The following is a 21,279-nucleotide window of genomic DNA, read 5'->3' as shown; positions in this document are numbered from 1 at the left end:
AACTGCAGCCTAGGCCGCAGGCCGGACTTGCGGAGGAGGTGCTTCGGTGGCGCCGTTCATGTAAAGGTTGAGCGCTGCCCGGCCGCGCGAAACACGGCTCTTCACTGTCCCGACGGCGCAACCCATGACGGCGGCCGCCTCCTCGACCGACAGGCCGCTGGCGCTGACGAGAAGCAGTGCTTCACGCTGTTCGGCCGGCAGGGTCGACAGTCCGCGCTGGACGTCGGCAATGTCGATGCCCGAGCCCTGCGTCGCCGTCGTCACCAGCACGCGATCGGCAAGCGCCTCGTCCCAGGGTGCGAAGCGATGGGCGCGGCGGCCGAGCGAAAAATAATGGTTGCGCAGGATTCGAAACAACCACGCGCGAAAATGCGTGCCGGGCATGTAGCTGTCGCGCGCTGCCCAGGCCTTGGCCAGCGCATCCTGGGCGAGATCATCGGCCAAGTCGCGATTACCGCACAGGCCACGCGCAAACCCGCGCAAAGCTGGAATTGCGGCAAGCAGGTCGCGACGAAAATCCTCTGGCGGCGGCGTGGGTGCGTCGTCGGTCATTGCGTTGGTCCCTTGCTGCGCGAATCGATCTCGTCGAGCAGCTTCAGGAAATCATCGGGAATGGGCTCGTCGGCGATTGCCGCGAACAATTTCTGCAGGCCTGTCGTTACAGGATCGGGCTTGCCCGCCACCGGCGCCTCGCGACGAATAGCGTTACGTTCCATCCCGGCGTCCATCGCATCATCCTGTTTCATTCCGTCGTCTTCCCCCCGGACACGTCGACCAGCAGCCCAAAAACGCCGTTACAACCGATTCGTTCCACAACGCGTACGATTTCACGGAACCATGACGATGACAGGGCGTAATCACCGAAGTCTACGCAGCGCTGACATCGGCGAGGGGAATAAAGCATGAAGGATGTAGTTGGTTCCGAAGGACAGGTCACGTCAGGCCAGGGTGGCCTGCGTGCGTCGTTGGGGCCATATCTGCCATATTTGCGTCGCTACGGTCGTGCATTGACGGGCTCGCAGCGGACAGGCGACGCTTTCGTGCGTGCGGCGCTCGAGGCGCTCGTGCAGGCGCCTGACCAGATCAACCAGGAGCGTTCGCCGCGGGTCGAGCTGTTCCGCTTGTTCCATGCCTTCTGGGGCCCCGTTGCCGACCAGGTGGGCGAAGCCGCGCCGTCATGGGCCGGCGCGAGCCGAATGGTCGGCGAGGACCTGCTCGAGAATCTTCCCGCCCATCGCCGGGAAGCGCTGTTGCTGACTGCTGTCGAAGGTTTCTCGCTTGCCGAAACGGCGGTCATCCTGGCCCGGGACGAGGCCGAAGTCCGCGCAGACATCGCCGCAGCAAATGCCGCCATTGCCGAGCAGATGGTCGGCCGGGTGATGATCATCGAAGATGAGCCGATCATTGCAATGGATCTGCAGTCGATCGTCGAGGGCCTCGGTCACAGCGTTGTCGGTATTGCCGCGACGCGCACCGAAGCGGCAGCGCTGGTTGCCCGGGAGGAGGCCGACCTGGTGCTCGCCGACATCCAGCTCGCGGACGGTTCGTCAGGTATCGATGCGGTGAAGGACATCCTTGCCGATCACGACATTCCGGTCATATTTGTGACCGCTTTCCCGGAACGACTGCTGACAGGCGAACGCCCCGAACCGACCTATCTGATCACCAAGCCTTTCGCAGTGGAAACGCTGGTGGCAACAATCGGCCAGGCGCTGATGCTGCAAAAGCGTTACGAGCCGGCGTGATCGCGCTGTGAGATGGCAACGTCGGAGCGCGTAGGTGCTCCGGCCTTGCACAGTCAGACAATATTTGGGATGCAGCGCTACAGCGGCGCCTTGACGTGACTGCCGACACCCCGGGCCGACGTGCCGGTCGCCACCGCCGCAGCCATTCGAAACAGTGAAACAACCCGCCCCGGACTTTCCCAAAGTTCACCCAGGTCGGGGCTGAAGCGGATCAGGCGGATATCGGGATCCGTTGGTCCCGCAGGGTAGAAGGCCTCGGCGGCCGGCGACCATAGCGCCTCGATCATGGCGCGTTCGCTCGATATGCGAGCGTTGCCGGTGAACACCACACGGGCGGACTTGCCGTCGCTGAAAACGACCGTTGCGCGTGGGTCGGCGCGGATTTCGTCGAGTTTGCCCGAGTCCTCGTCGGTCATGAACCAGATCAAGTCGTCCTCGGCCCGAATGATCGCCGACATCGGCCTGGCATGCTATACCGCGTCACCGATGGTCACCAGCAACGACGAGCCGATAGATTCGGCCGCATCCCAGACCCGCTGCCGCTGGACGTCATCAGGCTTCGACTTGTGGACTCCCGTATCGTATGTGGAACGTGACGGCGGCGACGCGGTTCCAGTCTGGCCTTGTGCCGACTGCATGCCGCGCCCTATCGGTCATGGACCACAAGGACCGTTCACCGCCCATGAAGATCACCGCTGCCGTCCTCGATGATGCAAGCAACGCGGCTCCTTTTGCCGACAGCCGGCCTTTGCGCCTGGCGTCGCTGGACCTCGCCGATCCCGGACCGCACGAGCTGCTGGTCCGCATCGAGGCCGCCGGCCTGTGCCATTCCGATCTTTCGGTCGTGAACGGCGACCGCCCGCGCCCGGTACCGATGGCGCTGGGGCATGAAGCCTGCGCAACGGTGATCGCCACCGGCAGCGCCGACAGCCGTTTCGCCGGCGGCGACCGGGTCGTGCTCGCGTTCCTGCCGGCGTGCGGCCGCTGCGTCGCCTGTGCCAGTGGCGAAGGTTGGCTGTGCGCGGAGGCGGCCGGCGCCAATGGCCGCGGCGAGTTGCTGGGCGGCGGGCGCCGGTTGAGCGAGGACGGGCGGCCGGTCCACCATCACCTGGGGCTGTCCGCCTTTGCCGGCCATGCCGTCATCGACGAGCGTTCGGCCGTGCGCATCGACGCGGATATCCCGCCGGCGATTGCCGCGCTGTTCGGCTGCGCGGTGCTGACCGGCGTCGGCGCGGTGTTCAATTCGGCAGCGGTGCGGCCCGGTGAAAGCGTCGCGGTCTGGGGCCTCGGCGGCGTTGGCCTGGCTGCGTTGCTCGGCGCCGTCGCTGCCGGCGCGGAACCGGTGATCGCCATCGATCCGGTGCCGGCGAAACGCGCGTTGGCGCTGGAGCTCGGGGCCCGCGCCGCCGTCCATCCCGACGAGGCCGAGGCTGCCATCAAGGCAGCGACAGGCTCCGGCGCCGACGTCGCCATCGAAAGCGTCGGCTCGGGCAAGGTCCTGGCCGAAGCCTATCGCCTCACGCGGCGCGGCGGTCGCACCGTCACCGTCGGTTTGCCCAATCCGGCCGAGCCGCTGACCATCCCCGCCGTGAGCCTGGTCGCCGACGCCAAGACGCTGATCGGCAGCTACATGGGTTCTGCGATCCCGTCCCGCGACGTGCCGCGCTACATCGCGCTGTGGCGGGCCGGGCGCCTGCCGGTCGAACGGCTGTTGTCGGACACCCGGCCGATGGCCGAGATCAATGCGGCGCTCGATGCGCTCGCCGGCGGCAGCGCCATCCGCCAGATCCTGCTGCCGGGGTGATCGCGGCGCTGCTCGGCCTTGTCGCCGGGCTGATCATCGGCAGCTTCATCGCGGCGCTGACCTGGCGCTGGCCACAGGGTCGCAGCATCGCCACCGGCCGGTCCCGCTGCGATCACTGCGATGTCGTGCTGGCACCGCGCGATCTGGTGCCGGTCATCAGCCATCTCGTGTTGCGCGGGCGCTGCCGGCACTGCCGTACGCCCATCGCGCGGCGGCACATGGCCATCGAGATCGCCGGCGCCGGCGTCGGTGCCTTGGCGATGGCGCTGCATCCTGACATGGCCGGTGTCGTCGGCGCGGCATTTGGCTGGCTGCTGCTTGCGCTCGTCGTGCTCGACATGGAGCAGCTTTGGCTGCCGGACGCGCTGACCTTGCCTTTGCTGGTGGCGGGGCTGGTCGCCGGGCTGTGGTTGCAGCCCGCTATGCCCGACCGGGTCATCGGTGCCGTCGCCGGCTTTGCCAGCCTCGCCGTCATCGCCGCCGGGTACAAGGCGGCGACCGGGCGGGTCGGCATGGGCGGCGGCGATCCCAAGCTGTTCGGCGCGATCGGTGCCTGGCTCGGCTGGGCGGCGCTGCCGCTGGTGCTTCTGCTGGCAGCGCTGCTGGGGCTGGCCCTCGTCGCCCGTGACCGGCTGGCGGGGCGGATGGTCGGTCGCCACAGTCGCGTGCCGCTGGGCGCGCTGCTCGCCGCTGCCGCTTGGTGGTTGTGGCTCGTTTCACCTGCACTACAGTGGCTGCCATGACCATTGTCCCCTTTGCCGGCGCGCAGCGCCTGCCCGTTCGCGAAGCCGTGGTGTTTTCGCGACGGCATTTCCTTGCGGCCGACGAATGTGCGGCGCTGGTGGCGCGGATCGACGCCGAGCGCCGGCCTTCGGGTCTTGCCGATCAGAACGGCGACCCCGGTTTCCGGACCAGCGAAACATGTGACCTCAGCGGCGATGATCCGCTTGTGGCCGGCATCACCAGGCGCCTGGCGGCCTATGCCGGGCTCGATGCAAGCCACGCCGAGCCGCTGCAGGGCCAACGCTATGCGCTCGGCCAGGAGTTCAAGGCGCATACCGACACGTTCGAACCGGATGGCGCCGACTATGATCTGTACTGCAGTGTCGCCGGCCAGCGCACCTGGACACTGATGGTCTACCTCAACGAGCCGGAGGCTGGTGGCGCGACACGGTTCAAGCAGCTCGACAAGATCGTCCAGCCCGAAACCGGCAAGCTGTTGGCCTGGAACAACCTGTTGCCCGACGGCCGCCCCAATTACGCGACGCTCCACCAGGGCATGCCGGTGCGCGGCGGCACGAAATACATCATTACCAGCTGGTTCCGGCAAAAGCCCTGGCGCTGATCACGGCACGGGTCGTCAGAAATTGACGCTGGCTCCGAAGCTGAAGGATCGACCCAGGTCATAGGTGTTGTTGTCGATCCGCGAACCGTTGAGCAGCTGGAATTCCTGATATCGGGTGTTGGTCAGGTTGCGCGCCTCGAACTTCAGCTCGAGATTGAAGCCGCCGAGTTCGATGGCCTGGCGCATCACGAAGTCGAGCCGCAGGCCGGGGCGTTCGGTAAGGTCGGGCTGGCCCGACGGGCCGCGGTTGGTGGCGCGCTGGCTCGCATAGGTCAGCAGCAGCGTCTGTTCCGACAGCGAGTCCTGATCCTGGATGCCCAATTGCAGATTGACGATATGGTCGGACTGACCCGTCAGCCGCTGACCATCGCGGAACAGCTCCGACGCGGCGACGACCTGGCCGGTGAAGGGAACGATGGTGGTATCGCCGTCGGTCACTTTGATCCGGGACTTGGTGTAGGTGTAGTTGGCGCTGGCCAGGATGCGGCGGCTGGCGAGAAAGCCGCTGTCCGACAAGGCATCGAGCGGGAAATACTTCTGGATCTCGGCTTCGGCGCCGTACAGCGTCGCCTTGGGCGCATTGGCAAAGGTGGTGTTGAAGCTGCCGCCGACCTGGAAAGCGATGGTTTCGATCGGATTGGTAATCTGCTTGTAGAAGCCGCCGAGGGTCAGCCGCTGGTCGCGGCCGAAGTAATATTCATAGCGCCCCTCGGCATTGAACAGCGTCGAATCGATCAGGAACTGGTTGCCGAAGCTGTTGCGATCGCTGTCGGTATCGAAGAAGGGCTGCGGCGCCAGCTCGCGGAACTGCGGGCGCGCGACGGTCTTCGAAGCCGAAAAGCGGAGCTGCATGTCCTCGGCAAAATTCCAGGTCAGCGTGCCGGCGGGCAGCCAGTAGGTGTTGTTGATCCGGGTCGGCGTGAGCACGACGTCGCCCAGGTTGAACAGATCGATCGGCGCCACGAACTGCTTGCCGTCTTCGTAGCGGACGCCGGCGACGAACTGCACGCCGTCGACGGGCTCGATCTCGACCTGGCCATAGCCGCCATGCACGGTCAGGCCGGCGTCGTAGCGGGCAGCGCCCGAGGTTGCCGAGGTTTCGTTGAGGATGATGCCGTAGGTGTAGACGTTGTAATCGGACAGCAGGAAGTCGGGCCGTTGCTGGGTCACCCCCAACGGCAGGGCATCGACGCTCTGGAACCGATAATCGCGACGGGTCGAGGTGCGCTTGTTGTCGCTATAGGCGTAACCGGCGGTTACCTTGATCGGGAAAGGCCCGTTCTCGAACTTGTAGCCGAGGTCGAAACCGCCGGCCCAGACATTCTCGTTCAGGCGCGAAAAGGCGATGTCGCTGCGCTGGCCGGGGCTGCGCAGGTCGTTCACATAATCGTCGACCTCGGCGCTGAAGGCGTAGTTGTTGTTGCGTTCATAGGGCGAAAAACGCTTCGAATTGGCGTAGGTGCCGCGCACGTCGACGGACAATTGGCCGAAGCGGAATTCGCCGACAAGCTGCGTGTCGAACAACTGGCGCTCGAACCAGGCGGTGGCGTTGCGGTTGAGGAGGACATCTTCACCGACGTTCACCGCATCGAAGCCGGACTGGATCCGCGCCTCCTTGATGGTGTCGTGAATGAAGAGGTTGGTGAATCGCACCTTGTGATCAGCGAATTCGGCGCCGATGCCGAGCAGGCCGTTGACGACGATGTGATTCTCGGTCGAGAAAAACCGGTAGTTCTGGTCGGCGACCAGCACCGGGTCGCTGCCGGGCGTCAGCACGCGGGCACCGCCCGACAGCTGCTGCAGCCCCGATTTCGTCCGCCATTCGTTTTTCAGCCCGGCCGAACCTACAAGGCCGACACGGACATCGCCCATGTCGAAACTGGTGCCAGCCTCGATGTTGCCCGCCAGATTGACCGGAATGCTGTAGTTGCGCTGGATGACATTGGTCGGCGAGTTGGTCAGGCTTGCGGTAATGTCCTGCAGGTCGCGTACCGAAAAATTCGGGCCGGCGAAGAGCAGGTTGCCGCTCTGCTGGGCGTTCTTCAGCAATCGCGGCGTCGCGCGTGTGCCATTGTCGAAGCCGAGCCAATCGGTGTTGCTGCCCTGGTAGACAAGGCCAAGCTCGCCTGTGGTGACGGTGTTGCCGCCGATGCTGCCACCGATGCTGAGGAACGGCTTTTCGGGCACGGCGCTGGTTGTCAGGTTGATGACGCCGCCGCCGAATTCACCCGGGAAATTGACCGAATAGCTTTTCTGCACAAGCGACGACGCCAGCACGCTGGTCGGAAACAGGTCGAGCGGCACGACCCGGCGCAGCGGATCGGGCGACGGGATCGGCAGGCCGTTGAGCAGCGCCAGCGAGTAGCGTTCGCCAAGCCCGCGAACATAGACAAAGCGGCCGCCGACGACGGAAAGCCCGGTCACGCGCTGCAGCGCCCCGGCAATGTCACCTTCGCCGGTGCGCGCGATGTCGGCCTGTGACAGTACCGAGACGACCTCGCGGGTCGATCGGATGACGTTGGGGATGCGGCGGCCGATGACGACGATCTCGCTGTTGCTGCCACCGCCCGGGACCGAGACATCGACATCCGCATCAGGGGCGTCGTCCTGTGTCGTGGCCGGTGCAGGCGTGTTCGCGGGTGCCGGCGTCGACCCAGACGTCGGTGCAGGCGTCGGCGCAGACGTTGGTGCAGACGTTGGTGCAGACTGGGCGAATGCCGCCGATCCCGACAGCATGGTCGATACAAGCAGCGCGCTGCCAAGTCTGGTCTTGAGCTTCATCGTGCGGTCCCCTGGTTCCTTCGGTCATGCATCCGACGGCGGCGCATGACGCTGCGGCAAGCGGGGGGGTGGTTGCCGCCACCCCCCGGTCGACCTCAGCTGCCGGTGTTCGCCGGCGCGGCTTCGCACGACACCTGGCCGGGCAGGCCGCAGGTCCAGCCATTGAACCAATTGTCGTTGGCGTCGCGGAAGGCGCCAACGTAGCTCGTGTTGACGAGGAACGGGTTGAGCGTGCTGGCATCGAACGGCACCGCACCGAGTTCGGTCGCCCCCGGAAAGACCGTGTTGGCCAGCGTCGGCACATAGTTCAGCACGTTGTTGTTGCCGGTGATCAGCGGCGTGATGGCGGCGACCGGGACATCGGCTTCGTCGCGCGCCGGCGTGGCGCAACCGAACAGCACCGAACGGAACACCGGCGCGCCGACTTCGTCGAGGGCCGCATCGACGGCGGTCGACGCGGTCTGCGCACCGTCGATGTCGAGGCAGATGCCGGCGGTCGCCGCGATCACGCCGTTGACCAGCGTATAGTCGGTGCCGCCGCGCAGCAGGATCGGATCGGCGGTGCGACGGTTGATGAAGGTGAAGTTGGCCAGCCGCACGTTGGTACGCGGGGTCAGCAGCTCACCGCCGGCGGTATCGGCCTCGATGATGCGGTCGCCGCCGGTCGTGCGCTGGATGGCAAGCACGAACTGCAGGAAGCCCTTGTAACCGAGATCGGTATCGATGTTGTCGTCGTCGATGCCCGTCAAAACCAGGTAGCGGCCGTTGACCCGCCCGCCGAACCATTCGATGCCGTCATCGGAGCTGTTGTGAACCTGGATGTTCTCGACGGTTGTCCCCGAGCCGACGCCGGCCAGCGTGATGCCGTTGAGCTCGTTGCCCGGCGCGACTTCAAAGCCCGGGTAGCGGACCTGGACATAGCGGAGGCGACCGCTGTTGTCGGCGAGGGTGGCGCCGCCGTAGAAGGCGCCCGTCAGGCCCTCGACGGCCGACTGGCAGCCGACGGTGCCGCCGACGACGCCGGCACCGATGCATGTGTGGATAGGGGCGCGGCCGAGGACGACGATGCCGCCCCATTGGCCGATGGTGTTGGCGCCGGCCGTACCTTCGATGTTCGAGCGGCTGGTGAAGATGATCGGCTGGGTCGCGGTGCCTTCGGCGAAGATCTGCGAGCCGCGGTTGATGACGAGCGAATCGGCACCCGACGAGCCGAACAATACGGTCCCCGGCTCGATGGTCAGGATGCCGGCAGTGCTGCCGGCGAGCGGCGCATTGGGGTCACCGCCACGATCGGTCCCGACGTTGACGCGGCCTGACAGCGAGTAAATGACGCCGCGCAGGTTGCGGACGCTCAGATTGCCCAGGATGTTGCCCGAGATCTGGCAGTTGCGCAGGTTGTTGATGATTCCGACATCTGCGGTGCCGGTGGGGCAGCTGGCGGCGGGGCCGGTGGGGGTCGGCGTAGGCGTCGGAGTCGGCGTCGGCGTGGGAGTCGGCGTGGGCGCCGGCGTCACGATCACGCCTTCGCCCGGCGATGCGATGTCGCTGGCACCGTCACAGGCGGCGAGCGCCAGGGCCGACCCCAGCAGCAGGAGTGTCCGATACTGCAGCATTTGCTTATCCCCTGAACCTGAGTTTCGAGAACCGGGCGTTCCCGTCGGACATCAGGCAGGGTCAACCGCGACCCGACCTTCGAATGACATCCGTCAGGGCCGGGCTTAGGTTCGGATCGTGACTCGGTCGTTGCGCTTGGATGACGGATTTAAGTCAACGCGCGACTTCCACCGTCGCTGTGGCCGCGACGCCACCACGCCGATAATCGATGCTCACGCTGTTCGATCCGGCGATTTCCGCCGGTAATTCCAGCAGCTTCTCCTGGCTTTCCAGCCCCTGGCCGCCGATGGCGGTGACCACGTCGCCAGACCGCAGTCCTGCCAGCCGGAATATCGGCAAGCGTGTCATATCAACGATTTCGTGACCAATGACGCGGTCGCCTTCGCGCACGGGCTTCATGCCAAGCCGATAATCATTGGCGGTTGCTGCCACTGCCCGCACATTGCCGCGACTTTCGGGCTGCGGGCCTGCCGGGCGGTCGCCGTCGAGCAGCAGCGTCTGTCGAGTCCCGCCCGACAGCAGCGCAACGGACCCAGGCGTTAGTTCATCGAGGATGATACCCGGCGCGACCACGCCCCCGGCCCGGACCAGACGCTGCCGGCCGTCGCCGGCCTCGATGATCGCCGCGCCGCCGCTGCCGCGTATCAGCACCCCGCGCAGGATGAAGCCGCCGGAGGCAGCGGGCGCCGGCGCGGGTTGCGGTCTCGCAGGGGGCGGCGCAGGCGGATATGGCGCGACAGGCTCCGTCTGCGTCAACGCGACAGCGGGTGCGGCGTCCATGTCGGGCGACGGGTCGAGGATCCCGACCAGGCCCGCCGCAAGCAGCAGACCCCCACCGACAGCGAGGGCCCATTCGCGCGGGCTGGTTTCAGCCACAGCCGACCAGCCCGGCGACAGGCGCGACCACGGCTTCGCCTGTCGGCAAGGTCATCGTGATGATCGCGTCACGGACGACGCCGCCAATGCCGCCGTCATTGGGCTCGATGGTCGCATCGATGGCAATGGCGCTGCCCGCATCGGCAAAGCGCAGCCGCGACGGGAACCCCAGCACCGGTGCGCCGGTGCCGGCGTCGCTGGCGGGCAGCGTCGTCGCCACCCCGTTGCGCATGACCCGCAGCGACAATGGGTTGGCCAGCACCATCGCCACCCGCCGTTCCGACGCGCGGTCCCAAAGGAACATGGCGCATTGATCCTTGCCCAGGACCTGTTGCGGCAGTTCACCGAGCGGCAGGGCCGAAGCGACGGCGGCGGCGAGCAGCAGCGGGAACGGCATCACAGGCGTCCTTCGACATTGAATGCGAGGCCGCGCGGAGTCGGCTGGAAGCCGGCGGCGAGCAACCCGGTGCGATCGCCCTCGCCGACATCGTCGACGGCGAGTGTCACGCGATAGCGGCCGTCCGCCGAGATGCGCAGGTCGAGCCGGGTCCTATCTGCCGCCAGCGGCAGCACCAGCGCCGGACCGTCGCATCGCGGCGTGCCGACGAGCGAGCCGATGCGCGCCAGGCCGCCCCCCGCCTGGAGGGTCACGCGCCCGCCGGTACTGGCGCACGTCGCACCGCGAAAATCGACGCTGAAGTCGTCGAAGTCGAGCGAGGCCACCGGCAGGCCGGCGAGGCGCCCCGGCAAAAGGCGACCGCGGACGCCGGACACGCCGCCGCCGTCGCTGTGCCGCAGCACCGCACCGGCTATCGCGGGCCCGAAGAACGCGAGCCTGACCGTGCCCCCGAGCAGCGGCAGCGGCGCCAACCTGGCCTCGACATCGCCGAGTGGCAGGCCGCGCAGCTGCGCCGCCGTCAGGCGACCGCTCCAGACGTCGCCGGTCACCGCTTGTGCCGTTAATCCCGCATCGCCGAGGCCCGCGAAGCGCAGCGGCAACAGCGCCAGCAGCGCAAGGGCAAGCAACGCAACGAAGGCGATCGAGCGGCCTGTCATCGCCGCGCGTCGCGCAGCGCGAGGTCGGCGGCTATCGTCTGGTCACCGTTGCGCGTGATGGCGAGCCGATCGACGATGATGCCGTCGGCGGTCTCCAGCTCGGCAATCCAGCGCAGCAGCATGGCCGGCTTTACCGCGGGGACGCGCATCGTGACGCGGCCGCCGGCGTCGCTATCGAGCCGTTCCGTCGTCAATCCGGCGGCAGACGCGCGGCTGCCGACACGTTCGATGGTCGGCAGCGCCTCGGCCGGACGCGTGCGGACTTCCGCGGCCCGGATCGCCGCCGCCATGCCGCGCACATCGCCGAGCGCCACAGTCGCAACTGACAGCCGATCGGCCGCTTCCGCCCGGGCCTGCGCCAGCGGTCGCAAGACCCCGAACCCGAGCGTTATCGCCAGCACCAGCACCGCCAGGACCAGCAGCAGGATCTGCTCGCGCCGACTGCGTTCACGCCACCAGGGCAGGACCAGCGCCGTCATCGCGGCCGCACCATGACATCGACAACAGTAACGCCATTGTCGGGGCGCGGACTGCCGATGCGTGCCTCGACACCGGCGGCGGCAAGTCCGGCGGCGATGGCCTGGCCATCGTCGGCACCCGGCACCGCCACCAATGCCGTCAGCCCGGTGTCGGGCGTGTAGCCGAGCGATTGCAGTGTCGCCGCCGGCCGGCCCTGCAGCGCGCCGAGCAGCGCCGCTGCCAGCCCTGTCAGCCCCTGGCCGGCGCCGCCCAGGCTGGCAAGTCGTGCCGCGACCTGCGCGCGCGGCGCATCGATCGCGGTACCGCGTGGCAATACGGTGCGCGCGGCGTCGGCAAGCTGCTGTTCGGCGCGATCGGCGGCGAGGCTGGTGCGGAACAGGACGGCGGCATCGCCGACGAGCCACAGCGCCAGCGCGGCGGCCAGGGTCAACGCAATGCGTCGGGTCTGTCCCTGCTCGACACGCCAGGCCTGGACACGGGCGAACTCCCCTTGGCGGAGGTCGATCGGCAGGTCGGCAAGACTGGCGTCAAGGCCTGCATCGAAGCGGGCGAGGTCGATCCTCTCCGCATTGCGATCGCCGATCAGGAGTGGGGTCAGGCCCGGTTCGGCCGAGAACGCCAGCCGCTGCCCGCGCACATGATCATGCCCCGAGGCTGCGAGGACCGTCACATCGTCGGCGCCGGCGGGCACCGGCAGCAGCATGGGAAGCGGCACGATGCGGTCGGGATCGAGGCCGGCGGCCGCAAGCTGCGCCAGCCAGACGGCCATCGCCCCGCGATCGACCAGCGCCATCGGCCGGAACCCCTCGGCATCCGGGGCTCCGATCGCGACATGCACATCGGCGACCGGAGCGCCGCTGACATCGGCGGCCAGCAGTCGCGCTGCTGCCAGGGCCTGGGCCGGGGCAAGCGGCGGCAATTCCACCCAATGCAGCACCACCGCGGTGCCGGGCACGACGGCGATCAGCGCGTCGCCATCGGCAACGGCCGGCAATCCCGGCCCGCGTGCCGTGGCGACATCGTCGTCGAGGCGCAACCAATGGCTGCCGTCGCCGTCGAGGAAAGCTAGCCAGCGGATCATTCGTCCCTCGTCCAGCGCCGTGTCGCGATCCGCACCGATTGCTGGCGGGCGTCGAACAGCGCGGTCTCGCGCAGCTCGCTTTCGCCCGCGCGAACGCGCATGTCCACCGCGAACCAGGCCGTGCGGACCTGCGGTTGGCGAAGGGCGTCGGCCGGGGGATCGATGCCACGCAAGGCGTCGGTGTTCCAGAAGGCACCGATGTCGGACCAGCCCGGGCCCGGCCGCTCGGCGATGATGCGGCGTGCGGCCGGAATGTCGAGCGTGCCGGGGAACAGCATGGCCAGCAGCGGCGCCTGGTCAGGCAGCAGCGTGTTGACGTTGAGGGGCGACAGGTCGGCGACCGGCAAGGCGCACAGCCACGGGCGGATGCGGGCATAGACTTCGGGCGTCACGCCCGAGACGGCGCGCCATTCGCTGGCCTCGGCCATCAGGGCGTTGGCGGTGCGGTACGGCACCGCGGCGCGCGCATAGACGCTGTCCTCGGCGCCGTCCGGATAGGCATCGCCGTTGCTGTCGATCCAGTCGGCGCTGGCCGCGGCGATGCGTCGGGCCTGGGCTTCGGGGATGGTGAGCAGCGTCATCAGGCGGGCAAACTGGTCGATGGCGATGGGCCGAGCCACCAGCGCCTGCGCACTGCCGGCAACAAGGCTGTTGAGATTGAAGCAATTGCCGCCGTCCCGCACCCGGACCTCGGCGGTTCCGTTGGGCAGCGGCAGCGTCGTCGGGCGATCCTGCCAGCCGCCCGCCAGGGTCGTTCGGGTGGCGCTGGCCGCGGCGAGATCACCGATACGCGTCGCCACCAGCATCTCGGCGATGCCGGCATAGGCGCGCGCCTCGGTGATGCCGGCGCTGTTGCCGGCCAGGGTCGTTGCCAGGCGCAGGCGATCGAATACCGCGACCGCCAGCGCCCCCAGGATACCGACAAGGATCAGCACGCTGAGCAGGGCCGCGCCGCGCTCTTTCGGGTTGCCGGCGTTCATATCGGGCCCGGCCCGACGAGGAACACCTGCCGCAATTCGGGGACGGCGGCGGCAGCCAGGGTCAGCTCGACGGCGTCGGGCATGACATCATCGGCGGCCGGCTGCCAATCGCTGCGCCATTCGCCCGCCGTGTGAAAGCGCAGCCGCAAGCTCGTCACCCCGGTCAGCAGCACGGCCGGCGGGTTGGCGACGGTGCCGTCGACCATCGGTGCCGACAGGCGTTCCAGCCGGTCGCCGTTGAGGCGGTAGGCGACGCGCTGCAACGAGGACCTCGGAGCACCGCCGTCGTTGCGCCAGCCGCGACGCACCATTTCCATGGCGACGGTGCCGTCGGTGGCAAAGGCCGGGTGGCGCAGGCCGTTGCTGTCGCGCCAGGGTCGCGGCGCGGCTTGTGCCAGGTCGGCGGACAGCAGCGCCCGGGTGCGGACGACGCCGGCCAGCGTGTCGAGTCGCTCACCGGTGCGCTGGCGCGCGTCGATGCTGAACGACAGCAAGGACACGCCGGCGAGCGACAGGATCGCGAAGATGGCGAGGCCGATCAGCAGCTCCACAAGGGTGAAACCGGCGGACTTCATGCCGCCCGCCGCACGACAGTGCGGGTCGCGGCCGTGCCGCCGTCGGGACCGGCGACGCGAATCTCGATGCGTTGCAGGCGCGGATCGGGGCTGCGCGCCACGATCTGAGTCCAGCGCCAGCTGCGACCGGCGTTGGCCGTGGTGCCGGCGGTGGCACCATAGGCGGGCGGCTGGGGTGTGATCATCAGCTCGACGGCGATGTTCTGGGCCACGATATCGGCCATGGCACGCTCGTCGAGCCGGGCCGTCGTGCCCAGCGCAGCGCCCTGCAGGCGCAGCAGCGCCAGCGCCGCCAGGCTGAAGATCGCCAGCGCGACCAGCACCTCGATCAGCGTGAAACCGGCGTCAGCGGGCCTGGACATCGACCGCCCCCGCTGCGTCGACGGCGATGCTGGCGCGATCGGTGCCGCGCTGCAGGGTGACGAGGGCCGGCGTGGCAAGGCCGGTGGTGTCGAACACCAGCAAGTCGCCGCCTTCGATGCGGTTCAGCGCCTCCACGCCCTCGCCCCAGCGGCGCGGCTGCAGCGCCTTGGCGGTCGCCGGTACCCAGCCGTCACCGGCGCGGCGTGAAAAGCCGTAGCCGGCGGCATCGATGCGCACCGCCATGTCGGCGCCGCCAACGATGGCGAGGTCGCGCGCGGTTACCAGCCGGGCAGCCAACGCCTCGGCATCGTCGGCGATGCGGCCGCGCGGGTCGGGCAGGGCGATGACGACGGCGGCCGTGGCGAACCCCAGGATGACGAGCACGATCATCAGCTCGACCAGCGTGAAGCCGGCCTCGCCGGGGTCGCGCCGGCGGCTACTTCCAGTTGCCGATATCGGCATTTTCACCGGTCCCGCCCGGCGCGCCATCGGCGCCGAGCGAATAGATATCGACGGCGCCATGCGTGCCGGGGTTGGCGTATTGATAAGGCTTGCCCCAGGGGTCGTCGGGCAGGCGCTTGAGGTAGCCGCCGCGGCGATAGCGGTCGGGCTGCGACAGGCCGGCGGGGGGCGTCTGCAGTGCCGCCAGCCCTGCGTCGGCGGCCGGATAGGTGAAGTTGTCGAGCCGGTACATCTCCAGCCCCTGTTCGATCAGCGCGATATCGGCCTTTGCCTTCTCGACCATCGCCTTGTCGCGGGTCGGCAGGACGTTGACGATGACGACGGTGGCCAGGAGCCCGATGATGACGATGACCACCATCAGCTCCACCAGGGTAAAGCCGTCTTCGTGTTCGCTGTGGGTCACGGGGGTCCTCATTGGGCAGCCAGTGTGTCGAGTTGCAGGATCGGCAGCAGGATCGACAGCACGATGGCGGCGACGATGCCGCCCATCACGATGATGACGCCGGGTTCGAGCAGCGACAAGGCGGTGGCGGTGAAGGTGTCGAATTCGCGTTCCAGATAGTCGGCGGCGCGTTCGAGCATCAGGTCGAGCCGGCCGGAGCTTTCCCCGCCGGCGGCCATATAGACCAGCAGCGGCGGAAACACACCCGATCGGCGCAGCGCCGTCGACAGGCTGCCGCCCTCGCGGATGGCGACGATGATGTCCTCGGAGGCGCGGCGCAGCGCCCGGTTGTTGATCGTTGCGGTAGTCAGCGCCAGCCCCTCGATCAGCGGCAGCCGGCTGGCGACCATGGTGGCGAGCGTGCGGGCCAGCCGCGCGGCGTGGAGATCGCGCAGCAGGCGCCCTAGCAACGGTAGCCCCAATAGCCAGGTGTCGAAACGCAGGCGAAAACCCTCGTCACGCATGGCGCGGGCGAACAGCAGTGCGGCGCCGGTGATGCCCAGCAGCAGCAGCCACCACCAGCCTGACAGGAAGTCCGACAGGCCGATGACGATGCGGGTAAGCAGCGGCAGCGCCTGGCCGATGTCCTCGAACTGGGCGACGACCTTGGGGACGACGAAGATCATCAGCGCGATGACGACGACCGTGGCGACGATGGCAAGGGCCGCGGGATAGGCGATGGCGGCGACGACCTTGCCGCGCACGGTGGCCTGGCGTTCCTGCAGGTCGGCAAGGCGCTCGAGAATCTCGGGCAGCGAGCCGGAGCTTTCCCCGGCCGACACCATGGCGCGATACAGCGGCGGGAAACTCGCGGGGGCCAGCGCCATGGCTTCGGACAGGCGTCGGCCCTCCACGACGCCGGTGTGGACGCGGCCGAGCACCTGCTGGACATGGGGCTGTTCGGACTGGCGGACGATGGTGCGCAGCGCCTCCTCGAGCGGGGCGACCTGGCCCAGCGTCGCGATCTGGCGGGTAAACAGCGTCAATTGCCGGGCATTGAGGCGACGACGGCCACCGCCCGCCGCTGTCGGCGCACGCGCACTGGCGGCATCGATGCGGGTGGCAAACAGTTTCTTGCGCAGCAGATCTGCGCGCGCGGCGTCGCTGCTGTCGGCATTGACCCGGCCCTGGCGGGTGCGGCCGGCGGCATCGATCGCGCTGTACTGATATTCAGGCATCGCCGGCACCGCTGCGCATGACGCGCACGGCCTCTTCGGGAGTGGTCACGCCGGCGGTGACAAGGGCGCGGGCGGCACCGGGCAGGGCCGGGGCGTGCGCAAAAGCCTGGGCCGCGATGGCCGCCTCGTCGCCGCCGTCGAGGATCAGCTTGCGGATCTCGTCGGTGATGCGGATGGCCTCGAACACCCCGACGCGGCCGCGATAGCCGCTGCCGGCACACGCCGGGCAGCCGTGGGCGGCCCAGATCGTCGTGCCGGGCGCGATGCCGATCAGGGCGGCGGTGCCGGCGTCGGCGGGATGCGGGGTGGCGCAGTCGGCGCACAGGCGGCGCACCAGCCGCTGGGCGATGACGGCGCGCAGCGTCGATGCCAGCAGGAAGGGCTCGATACCCATGTCACGCAGCCGGGTGATGGCGCCGGCGCTGTCGTTGGTGTGGACCGACGACAGCACGAGGTGGCCGGTGAGCGACGCCTGGATGGCGATTTCGGCGGTTTCGCTGTCGCGGATCTCCCCGACCATCACGGTATCGGGGTCTTGCCGCAGGATCGCGCGCAGGCCGGCAGCGAAACTGAGCCCGACCTTGGGGTTGACCTGGGTCTGGCCGACGCCGTCGACGGCATATTCGACCGGGTCCTCGACGGTCAGGATGTTGCGGCTGCCGTCGTTGAGGAGGCGCAGACCGGCATAAAGCGTCGTCGTCTTGCCCGAACCGGTGGGGCCGGTGACCAGCACGATGCCGTTCGGTTCGGCGAGCGCCGCGCGAAAGGCGCGGTCGATGGTGAGCGGCATGCCCAGGGCATCGAGGTCGATGCCGGCATTGTCCTTGTCGAGCAGGCGCAGGACGACGCGTTCGCCGGCGCGCGACGGCAATGTGGAGACGCGGACATCGAGGCTCTTGCCCCCCAGCGTCAGCCCGATGCGTCCGTCCTGGGGCAGCCGGCGCTCGGCGATGTCGAGCCGGGCCATGACCTTGATGCGGCTGACCACCATGGAGGCGACGTTGGCGGGCAGGCGGTGGCGCTCGGTGAGCTGGCCATCGGCGCGCATGCGGACGATCAGCGCGGCTTCATAGGGCTCAATATGAATGTCGGAGACGCCCTGGCGGGCAGCTTCGGCGATGAGCCCGTTGATGAGACGGATGATCGGCGCGTCGTCCTGGGTGTCGAGCAGGTCGTCGGCGGAGGGGATATTGTCGACGAGAAGCCCCAGTTCGTCGCTGCCTTCCATGCCCGCGGTGGTGAAACCACCCAGCGCATAGTTGCCCGACAACAGGCGATCGAAGCCTGCGGGCTCGACGATATCGACGGTGAGCGGGCGCGCCACGATGCGCCGGACCTCGGCGAGTACCCGGGGATCGTCGCCGCGGCGCAGGCCGACATGCACCGCGGCGGCATCGGCACCGGTGATGACGACGCCGAAACGCTTGGCAAAGCCATAGGGGAGCACCGGCGGCGGCGCCGGCAGCGGCGCCGCGTCGAGGATCGAGGGAGCGTTTTCGCTCATTTCCGGGGCGGCAGGGGGGCGGGAAGGGGCGCCGGCGGGGGCATGCGGGGTGGCATCTGCGGCGGCACGGTGCGCAGATAGTCGTTGACCAGCACGTCGAGCGACGTGGTGTCGGACGCATTGGGGCCGGTTCGCGCGGCATCGGCGCCACGCATATACTCATAGCGTTCGGCGGCGAGGCGCTGCGCGTCCGATGCGGTGCGGACGATGGTGGGGCGGATGAACACCATCAGGTTCGTCTTGGTCTTGTTGCGCGACTTGGAGCGGAACAGCACGCCAAGGCCGGGGATGTCGCCGAGCAGCGGCACCTTTTCGATGGTGCGGCGCTCGTTTTCGTCGATAAGGCCGCCGAGCGCGATGATCTGGCCATCGTCGACAGTGACCGTCGTCGACAGCTCGCGCTTGTTGAGGATGAGCTCGCTCGACGTCGACGAGACCGGGCCGGCGATGGAGCTGACCTCTTGCCGCAGCTGCAGCTTGATAGTGCCGCCGGCGTTGATCTGCGGGCGGACGTCGAGCTGGATGCCGACATTCTGGCGCTGGATGGTGCGAAAGGCGTTGTCGAAGTTGTTCGACAGTGCTTCGCCGGTGGAGATCGGGACCTCCTGGCCGACGAGGATCTTGGCCTGCTGGTTGTCGAGCGTCATGATCGACGGGGTCGACAGGATGTTCGATGCGGTGTCGGCCTTTACCGCATTGATGACGAAGCCGAAGATGGCGTTGTTGCCGAGCTTGCCGCCGAGGCCGAAGGTGCCGCCGGTGGCGCCGAGCAGGCTTTGCAGCGCGGCGTCGCGCAGCGCCGTCGTGGTATCGGAGCCGGGGTCGTATTTTTCGCCCGCCACGGCACCGGCGACGGTCAGCAGGTTGGGCGCCGTGTTCGAATAGTTGGTGACCGAGAACGGGATCGCGCTGCCGCCGGTGCCGGTCAGCAGGAACTGCACGCCCAGCCGTTTGGCGGCGACGTCGGATATCTCCACGATGATGGCTTCGACGAGGACCTGTTCGCGGCGGGTATCGAGCTGGCGGATGACTTCGCCGAGCTGGCGCTGCACGTCGGCAGGCGCCGAGATGATGATGGCGTTGGCGCCTTCGTAGCGGGCGATGACGGCCTGGCCGCGGCCGATGGTGGCCCCGGCGATCTGGGTCGCCGGGCCGGCGCCCTGGGACGCGACGATGTTGGTGGCGGCGCGGTCGCCGAACGGCTGTTGTGCGGTGCTCTGGCTGGTCCCGCCGCTGGTCGGCGCGGCGGTCGGTTGCTGCCCGACGAGCTGTTGCAGCACCGGCAGCAGCTTTTCGGCGTCGGCATGGTTGAGGAAGATGACCCGCACATCGGCGCCGGCGGCAGCGCGGCGGTCGAGATCGGCGATGGTGTCGGCGAGGCGCTGCACGGCCCCGGCCTCGCCGCGCAGGGCGATGGCGTTGGAACTGTCGACGGCGACGATGGACACCCCGCCGCGGGTCGCCGCGCCCCCGCCGGCACCGGGATCACCGCCGGGCCCGCCGCCGAGCTGGCCGAGCGCCTGGGCGATCTCGCGGGCGCCGGCGTTCTTCAGCGGTACAACGCGGTTGGTCTCGCGGTTGCGGTCGATCTGGTTGATCAGGTTGCGGATGCGGGCGACATTATCGGCATAATCGGCGACGATGACGGCATTGCCCGACCGGTTGGCGGTGACCTGGCCCTCGCGGCTGACCAGCGGGCGCAGGCTGTCGACGGCGGAGGCGGCATCGATCGAATCGAGCCGGAACACCTGGGTGACGAAGCGGTCGCGGCCGCCGCCGGCGCTCGGCTGGGTGGCGGCACCATCGGCGGGCTGGACGCGAAAGGCGCCGCCGGCGGCGGGGACCACGATCAGCCCGTTGCTGCGCAGTGTCGACAGGAACAGCTCGAAATAGGCCTCGCGGCCCAGTGGGCGTTCGCTGACGACGGACACCTTGCCCTGGACGCGCGGGTCGATGATGAAGGTGCGGCCGGTGGCGCGCGACACGTCCTGGATATAGGCGCGGACATCGGCATCGCGCAGGTTGATCGTCTGCTGGGCCTGTGCGGCGCCGGCGAGCAGCAGCGCGGCGATGATGGCGCGGCGCATCAGCGTGACCCCGCGATGCGCAGCTTGACGATTCGGCCGCCGCGTTCGACGCCGATCTCGATACCGCCGCTGTCGAGCTGGCGGGCGAGTGCCGCCGGATCGCCCAGGGCAGCGACCGGCGCGCCATCGACGCTGACCAGCACATCGCCCGGCTGCAGCCCGGCCGTGGCGAAAGCGGCGCCGCTGCCCTTGGGCGCGAGGACATAGCCGGTGATCGCGCTGCCGTTCAGCCGCGGCGTGACCTGGACGTCGGCCGCGAGACGGGGGGCAGGACCGGCATTCGGCGCCGCGCCGATGGCGGCCGGCGTCACCGGTATGCCGCCGGCGGATTGGTCGAGGAACAGTTTTTCGGGCGTGCCGCCGCGCAGCAGCGTCACCGAATCGAAACCGACCGCCTGCAGCGTGACCCCCGGCTGCACGGTTTCACCGACGAGATAGCTCGACTGCACGCCGTCGCCGGCAGCGATGATCGCCGATCCGCGGCCGGACACGGTGTCGACGCGGGTGCCGACCAGGGTGAGCGCCAGGCCCGACACCTGCGCCCGGCCGTCGTCGACCGGCTGGCGGAAAAAGGGATCGAAGCTGCCGAGGATGCTGCGATCCACAGTGGCGGTGGTGGTCGCCGGCGGCTGCCAGTCGCCGAGCGGGGTCACCGGGGTGACGACGGCCCAGAACAGCCGCGCCGCCGCCAGCGCCAGCACGGCGAGCGCCGCCAGTTCGGCGGCATGCATCGCGCCCGCGGGCCACCGGTCCCGCGCCGCTGGCCATGGCAAGGTCATCGCCGGTCGCTTCAATTGCACACGCATCCGACTGTACGGTTCCCCCGGCTCCGACTGCCCGTAGACTTCGCCGATGACTCATTTGTGACAGTTTCGCGGTGGCTTTGAAAGCGACGCTCGGCCTGTC

23 protein-coding genes are annotated in these 21,279 nt (G+C 68.5%); 4 read left to right on the top strand and 19 right to left on the bottom strand.

All coding sequences use genetic code 11. The annotated features are described in order from the left end of the window. Positions 1–9: 9 nt before the first annotated feature. Both ACP7AI_RS09185 and ACP7AI_RS09180 read right to left on the bottom strand, forming a co-directional pair. A complete protein-coding gene (locus ACP7AI_RS09185) occupies positions 10–552 on the bottom strand; it encodes a sigma-70 family RNA polymerase sigma factor (protein ID WP_426166477.1) in 543 nt (180 codons plus the stop codon). Continuing rightward, positions 549–746, bottom strand: a complete 198-nt coding sequence (locus tag ACP7AI_RS09180; protein ID WP_426166475.1) for a NepR family anti-sigma factor — start codon at positions 744–746, stop codon at positions 549–551. The genes ACP7AI_RS09185 and ACP7AI_RS09180 overlap by 4 nt, the downstream gene beginning before the upstream one ends. 156 nt (positions 747–902) lie before the next feature. On the opposite strand from ACP7AI_RS09180, the gene ACP7AI_RS09175 reads away from it, so the two are divergent. Beyond that, entirely contained in the window at positions 903–1,745 is an 843-nt protein-coding gene (locus ACP7AI_RS09175) for a response regulator (RefSeq protein WP_426166473.1), read from the top strand. Positions 1,746–1,822: 77 nt separating this feature from the next. On the opposite strand, the gene ACP7AI_RS09170 is transcribed toward ACP7AI_RS09175, so the two are convergent. Further along, positions 1,823–2,203, bottom strand: coding sequence for a pyridoxamine 5'-phosphate oxidase family protein (locus tag ACP7AI_RS09170; RefSeq protein ID WP_426166471.1), 381 nt, complete (start codon positions 2,201–2,203; stop codon positions 1,823–1,825). Between the two features lie 224 nt (positions 2,204–2,427). Between ACP7AI_RS09170 and ACP7AI_RS09165 the strand changes: the two genes are divergently transcribed. The 3 genes from ACP7AI_RS09165 to ACP7AI_RS09155 are packed head-to-tail and all read left to right on the top strand — an operon-like array spanning position 2,428 to position 4,894. Next, complete coding sequence (locus tag ACP7AI_RS09165; protein ID WP_426166469.1) at positions 2,428–3,549, top strand: zinc-binding dehydrogenase; 1,122 nt, start codon at positions 2,428–2,430, stop codon at positions 3,547–3,549. After that, positions 3,546–4,292, top strand: coding sequence for a prepilin peptidase (locus ACP7AI_RS09160; protein WP_426166467.1), 747 nt, complete (start codon positions 3,546–3,548; stop codon positions 4,290–4,292). Before ACP7AI_RS09165 ends, ACP7AI_RS09160 begins: the two co-directional genes overlap by 4 nt. Further along, positions 4,289–4,894 (top strand): prolyl hydroxylase family protein, encoded by a 606-nt coding sequence (locus ACP7AI_RS09155; protein ID WP_426166465.1) that lies wholly within the window; start codon positions 4,289–4,291, stop codon positions 4,892–4,894. Before ACP7AI_RS09160 ends, ACP7AI_RS09155 begins: the two co-directional genes overlap by 4 nt. Positions 4,895–4,909: 15 nt before the next feature. On the opposite strand, the gene ACP7AI_RS09150 is transcribed toward ACP7AI_RS09155, so the two are convergent. From ACP7AI_RS09150 to ACP7AI_RS09075, 16 genes are all read right to left on the bottom strand, one after another. After that, positions 4,910–7,675 carry a TonB-dependent receptor domain-containing protein gene (locus ACP7AI_RS09150; RefSeq protein ID WP_426166463.1) on the bottom strand — a complete coding sequence of 922 codons (2,766 nt, stop codon included), beginning with the start codon at positions 7,673–7,675 and terminating at the stop codon, positions 4,910–4,912. 95 nt (positions 7,676–7,770) lie between these two features. Beyond that, positions 7,771–9,288 carry a hypothetical protein gene (locus ACP7AI_RS09145; protein WP_426166461.1) on the bottom strand — a complete coding sequence of 506 codons (1,518 nt, stop codon included), beginning with the start codon at positions 9,286–9,288 and terminating at the stop codon, positions 7,771–7,773. 154 nt (positions 9,289–9,442) lie between these two features. Next, positions 9,443–10,069 carry a type II secretion system protein N gene (locus tag ACP7AI_RS09140; protein ID WP_426166459.1) on the bottom strand — a complete coding sequence of 209 codons (627 nt, stop codon included), beginning with the start codon at positions 10,067–10,069 and terminating at the stop codon, positions 9,443–9,445. An 88-nt stretch (positions 10,070–10,157) separates the two neighbouring features. Then, positions 10,158–10,562 (bottom strand): hypothetical protein, encoded by a 405-nt coding sequence (locus ACP7AI_RS09135; protein WP_426166457.1) that lies wholly within the window; start codon positions 10,560–10,562, stop codon positions 10,158–10,160. After that, complete coding sequence (gene gspN / locus ACP7AI_RS09130) at positions 10,562–11,221, bottom strand: type II secretion system protein N (protein WP_426166455.1); 660 nt, start codon at positions 11,219–11,221, stop codon at positions 10,562–10,564. The genes ACP7AI_RS09135 and gspN overlap by 1 nt, the downstream gene beginning before the upstream one ends. After that, a complete protein-coding gene (gene gspM / locus ACP7AI_RS09125; RefSeq protein WP_426166453.1) occupies positions 11,218–11,700 on the bottom strand; it encodes a type II secretion system protein GspM in 483 nt (160 codons plus the stop codon). Before gspM ends, gspN begins: the two co-directional genes overlap by 4 nt. Then, complete coding sequence (gene gspL / locus ACP7AI_RS09120; protein WP_426166451.1) at positions 11,697–12,782, bottom strand: type II secretion system protein GspL; 1,086 nt, start codon at positions 12,780–12,782, stop codon at positions 11,697–11,699. The genes gspM and gspL overlap by 4 nt, the downstream gene beginning before the upstream one ends. Further along, complete coding sequence (gspK, locus tag ACP7AI_RS09115; RefSeq protein WP_426166449.1) at positions 12,779–13,762, bottom strand: type II secretion system minor pseudopilin GspK; 984 nt, start codon at positions 13,760–13,762, stop codon at positions 12,779–12,781. Before gspK ends, gspL begins: the two co-directional genes overlap by 4 nt. Further along, entirely contained in the window at positions 13,759–14,337 is a 579-nt protein-coding gene (gene gspJ, locus ACP7AI_RS09110; RefSeq protein WP_426166447.1) for a type II secretion system minor pseudopilin GspJ, read from the bottom strand. The genes gspK and gspJ overlap by 4 nt, the downstream gene beginning before the upstream one ends. Beyond that, complete coding sequence (gene gspI / locus ACP7AI_RS09105) at positions 14,334–14,699, bottom strand: type II secretion system minor pseudopilin GspI (protein ID WP_426166445.1); 366 nt, start codon at positions 14,697–14,699, stop codon at positions 14,334–14,336. Before gspI ends, gspJ begins: the two co-directional genes overlap by 4 nt. Next, positions 14,683–15,162 (bottom strand): GspH/FimT family pseudopilin, encoded by a 480-nt coding sequence (locus tag ACP7AI_RS09100; protein ID WP_426166443.1) that lies wholly within the window; start codon positions 15,160–15,162, stop codon positions 14,683–14,685. Before ACP7AI_RS09100 ends, gspI begins: the two co-directional genes overlap by 17 nt. Beyond that, positions 15,137–15,577: a type II secretion system major pseudopilin GspG gene (gspG, locus tag ACP7AI_RS09095; RefSeq protein WP_426166441.1), complete on the bottom strand. Its 441-nt coding sequence runs from the start codon at positions 15,575–15,577 to the stop codon at positions 15,137–15,139. Before gspG ends, ACP7AI_RS09100 begins: the two co-directional genes overlap by 26 nt. Beyond that, positions 15,574–16,782 carry a type II secretion system inner membrane protein GspF gene (gene gspF, locus ACP7AI_RS09090; RefSeq protein ID WP_426166439.1) on the bottom strand — a complete coding sequence of 403 codons (1,209 nt, stop codon included), beginning with the start codon at positions 16,780–16,782 and terminating at the stop codon, positions 15,574–15,576. The genes gspG and gspF overlap by 4 nt, the downstream gene beginning before the upstream one ends. Further along, a complete protein-coding gene (locus ACP7AI_RS09085; RefSeq protein ID WP_426166437.1) occupies positions 16,775–18,286 on the bottom strand; it encodes a GspE/PulE family protein in 1,512 nt (503 codons plus the stop codon). The genes gspF and ACP7AI_RS09085 overlap by 8 nt, the downstream gene beginning before the upstream one ends. Then, a complete protein-coding gene (gspD, locus tag ACP7AI_RS09080) occupies positions 18,283–20,373 on the bottom strand; it encodes a type II secretion system secretin GspD (RefSeq protein ID WP_426166435.1) in 2,091 nt (696 codons plus the stop codon). The genes ACP7AI_RS09085 and gspD overlap by 4 nt, the downstream gene beginning before the upstream one ends. Then, on the bottom strand, positions 20,373–21,104 hold the full coding sequence (locus tag ACP7AI_RS09075) for a type II secretion system protein N (protein ID WP_426166433.1): 732 nt from the start codon (positions 21,102–21,104) through the stop codon (positions 20,373–20,375). Before ACP7AI_RS09075 ends, gspD begins: the two co-directional genes overlap by 1 nt. Positions 21,105–21,279 lie beyond the last annotated feature (175 nt).

Origin of the sequence: Sandarakinorhabdus sp. DWP1-3-1 (genome assembly GCF_049896705.1) — a bacterium.
Classification (GTDB): domain Bacteria; phylum Pseudomonadota; class Alphaproteobacteria; order Sphingomonadales; family Sphingomonadaceae; genus Sandarakinorhabdus.
The sequence above is the reverse complement of the archived record's forward strand: the minus strand, read 5'-3'. Positions and strand labels throughout refer to the sequence as shown.